Origin of the sequence: Streptomyces sp. SID4985 (genome assembly GCF_009863025.1) — a bacterium.
In the GTDB taxonomy this organism is placed as follows: Bacteria; Actinomycetota; Actinomycetes; order Streptomycetales; family Streptomycetaceae; genus Streptomyces.
The window spans coordinates 1-3,711 of the sequence record NZ_WWIR01000499.1; the positions used below are offsets into that span (position 1 = coordinate 1).

The window sequence follows — 3,711 nt, forward strand, 5'->3', positions numbered from 1 at the left end:
GCGGGTGGCGGCCGCGCTGCTCAGGCACCCGGGCTGCGGGGTGCAGCCGGTCGGTGTGGTCGCGGACCGCCCGGACGGCAGCGACGGTCTGCCGGTGCTGACCGGCGAGGAGCAGGTGGAGCGGGCCCTGATCCAGAACGGGGTGCGCACCGTCCTGGTCGTCGGCCCCGCGACCCGCGCCGAGCGGGCCCCGCTGCTGCGGGCGTTGGCCGAGTCGGGCTGCGCCCTCTGGGAGGTGTCGGCGGACGGTCCGGCGTACGGCGTGCGCGAGCGGCTGGCCGGTTTCGCCGTACGCCGTGTCGACGCGGGCGCGCGGCAACCGGGCAGCCTGGCCAAGCGGCTGCTGGACCTGACCGTCTCGGGCGCCCTGCTCGTCCTGTGCGGCCCGCTGCTGCTGGCGTGCGCCGCGGTGCTGCGGCTGACCGAGGGGCCGGGCGTGGTGTTCCGGCAGGAGCGGATCGGCAAGGACGGCCGCCCCTTCACGCTGCTGAAGTTCCGCACGCACCGCCCGGTGGACGAGCGCGAGTCCGCGACGCGCTGGAGTGTGGCGGGCGAGCCGGAGATGAGCGCCTTCTGCCGCTTCCTGCGCCGTACCTCGCTGGACGAGCTGCTCCAGCTGTGGAACGTCTTCCGGGGCGACATGAGCCTGGTCGGACCGCGCCCCGAACGCCCCTTCTTCGTCGCGCGGTTCAGCCAGCTCCACCCCGGCTACGCCGCCCGGCACCGGATGCGGGTCGGTGTCACCGGGCTCGCGCAGGTCAACGGCTTGCGAGGGGACACCTCGATCGAGGACCGGGCCCGCTTCGACAACGCGTACATCGACACCTGGTCGCTGTGGCAGGACGTCTGCATCCTGCTCCGCACCGCGGCCGTGCTCGTGCGTTCCACCGGGAGCTGACCGATGAGCCTCGCTCTGTGGCTGTCGCGCCGCCCGGTACTGCCGGTGCTCGCCGTCGTGGCGCTCCTGGCGCTCCCCCTGTCGGGCGACGACGGGGGCGCCGGACCGGCCGACGCCGCCTCCGCGCTGGTCGTCGGGTACTGCGTCCTGCGGCTCTTGCACGAGCGGCGGCGCCCGCTGTCCCGTACGGCCGCCGTCGTCCTCGGACTGCCGGTGGCCGGTACGGCGCTGGCCGCGATGGGCGCGGTCTCGCCCGGCGCGGGGTTCGCGGGCCTCGGCCGCTACCTCCAGGTCTTCGTTCTGGTCCCGGCGGCCGTGGTGCTGCTCCTGCGCGACCGACGCGATGTACGGCTGCTGGTCTGGGCCTTGATCGGACTCGCGCTGTGGGAGGGGGCGGTCGGCGTGAAGCAGTACGTCACGGCGACCGGCGCCTCCTACCAGGGCGAGGACATCCGCGCGGTCGGCACCTTCGGGGCGCAGGACGTGATGGGGATGGCGACGGTGGTGTCGTTCGGGCTGATCTGCGCGGTGGGGGTGGCGCTGGGCGGGGGCACGGCCCCGACGCCGTCCTCCGCATCGGCCCCAACTCCCGCTCGCGAGCGGGTGATCGCCGGAGTCTGCGCCCTCGCCCTGCTGCTCCCGCTCGCGCTGTCCTTCAGCCGGGGTGCCTGGATCGCGACCACCCTGACGCTCACCGTGCAGCTGGCGCTGTCCGGGCCGCGCCGGGCGCTGAAGGTGGGCGCGGTCGCGCTGGCGGCCGGGGTGGTGCTGGTGGGCGGTCTCGGGGTGGGTACGGCGATGCTCCAGGAGCGGCTGGGCAGCATCACGCAGGTGGCGGACGCGCCGGACCAGTCGGTGACCGACCGGTACACCATGTGGGCGGCGGCGACTGGCATGTGGCGCGAACACCCGCTGACCGGCGTGGGGTTGAAGGGCTTCCCCGAGTACCGCGACGGGCACGCCTCGCTGGCCCTGTCCTCCGGCAGCGACACGGCGGGCGCGGGCGCGGGCTTCCGCCGGCAGCCACTGCTCTCCCCGCACAACATGTACCTCCTGGTCCTCGGCGAACAGGGCCTGACCGGCCTGCTGTGCCTCGCGGGCTCCTGGCTGGCGCTGCTGGTGCTCGGGCTGCGGGGGCTGTGGGCGACCCGTACGACCCGTGCGGCCGGGGGCAGGGAGTACGGGGTCATCGGCTGCGGGCTGCTGGTCTGGCTGCTGGTGGACTTCATGTACGCCGACATCGGCGGCCCGTCCACCGTGCTGACGGCGGTGGCCCTGGGGCTGGTGGCGTGGTGGGCGCTGGTCGGCGGCGCTGAGCCGGTCCGGTCCGCCCGACCTATGACCGGCGCCTTCCCGGCCGTCCCGGTGGCGAGGGGAGCCGGAGTCCTGTGACCATCACCCCTCTGCCCAAGCCCGTACCGGAAACCGGACTGGCGAGCCCTGCCCGCCCCGCCGATCCGGTGCCGGAACCCCCCGCCACCACCCCCCGTTTCCTCGCCCGCGCCGCCCTTCTCACCGCCTCCCTCTCCGCGGCGGGCGCGGTCCTCGGGCTCGTCCGGGACCAGTCGCTGGCGCGGCTGTTCGGGGCCGGGCTGGACACCGACGCGTTCCTGGTCGCCTGGACAGTTCCGGAGTTCGCGGCCACGCTGCTCATCGAGGACGGGCTGGCGTTCGCGCTGATCCCGGCGTTCAGCATGGCGCTGGCCCGCCGGGCGCGCGGGGCGCCGGGCGACCCGGTGCGCTCGCTCGTCGCCGGTACGCTGCCCCGTCTCGCGCTGGCCCTCACGGTGGTGGGCGTGCTGCTCGCCACGGCCGCGCCCGGACTCGTCGCGGTGCTGGCGCCCGGGCTGCCCCACCCCGCCCTCGCCGTGGACTGCACCCGGCTCACCGCGACCTGCGTGGTCAGCTTCGGTCTCGCCGGGTACTGCAGCGCCGCGCTGCGGGCCCACCGCAGCTTCCTGGCCCCGGCGGCGATCTACGTCGCCTACAACACCGGCATCGTCACGGCCATGTTCGCCCTCGGCGGCGCGTGGGGAGTGCGCTCGGCCGCGTTCGGGGTGGCGCTGGGCGGAGTTCTGATGGTGCTCCTCCAACTGCCCTTTCTCGTATGGCGCTTACGCACCCGGGAGACCGACGCTCCCCTCTCCGTCGAACCGTGTCCAGCCCCGCCGAGCCAGCGCGTCGACCTCCAACTCATGGCCACCGTGCTGCTGTTCGCGCTGTGCCGTCAGTCTCAGGTGCTGATCGAGCGGTTCCTCGCCTCGGGGCTGCCGTCGGGGGCGATCTCGCACCTCAACTACGCCCAGAAGATCGCCCAGATCCCGATGACCATGTCGATGATGCTGTGCACGGTCACCTTCCCGGTGGTGGCGCGGGCGCTGGCCGAGGGCGACACCGAGCGGGCCCGGGTCCGGGTGGAGCGGGATCTCGCGGTCGCGGCCACGCTGGTGCTGCTCGGCACGGCGGCGGTGCTGGCCTGCGCTCCACAGATCGTCCAACTCCTCTTCCAGCGCGGCGCGTTCACCGCCGAGGACACGGCGGCGACGGCGGGCGTGATGCGGGTGTACGCGGCCGGACTGCTCGGCCAGACCCTGACCGGCGTCCTGGTCCGCTCCTACTTCTCGGCGGGCCGCGCCGCCTGGTACCCGGTCGGTGCCATCGCGGCCGGGGTCGCGGTCACCGCCTGGATCGGCGCGGCGACGGTCGACACCTGGGGCGTGACCGGGATCGCCGCCGCCAACGCCACCGGCATCACGCTCACCGCGGCCCTGCTGCTGGGCGGGGCGCGGGCGCGGCGACGCGGGGTGCGGCGC

The 3,711-nt window shown here is 74.7% G+C and carries 3 protein-coding genes; all 3 read left to right on the top strand.

Going from position 1 to position 3,711, the window contains the following annotated elements:
• On the top strand, positions 1-898 hold an 898-nt coding region (locus tag GTW40_RS21920), incomplete at its 5' end, for a sugar transferase (RefSeq protein ID WP_202486250.1).
• Positions 899-901: 3 nt separating this feature from the next.
• Complete coding sequence (locus GTW40_RS21925) at positions 902-2,290, top strand: O-antigen ligase family protein (RefSeq protein WP_161181897.1); 1,389 nt, start codon at positions 902-904, stop codon at positions 2,288-2,290.
• Between the two features lie 38 nt (positions 2,291-2,328).
• Positions 2,329-3,711 (top strand): lipid II flippase MurJ (locus tag GTW40_RS21930; RefSeq protein WP_237525621.1); only part of this gene is annotated, 1,383 nt, incomplete at its 3' end.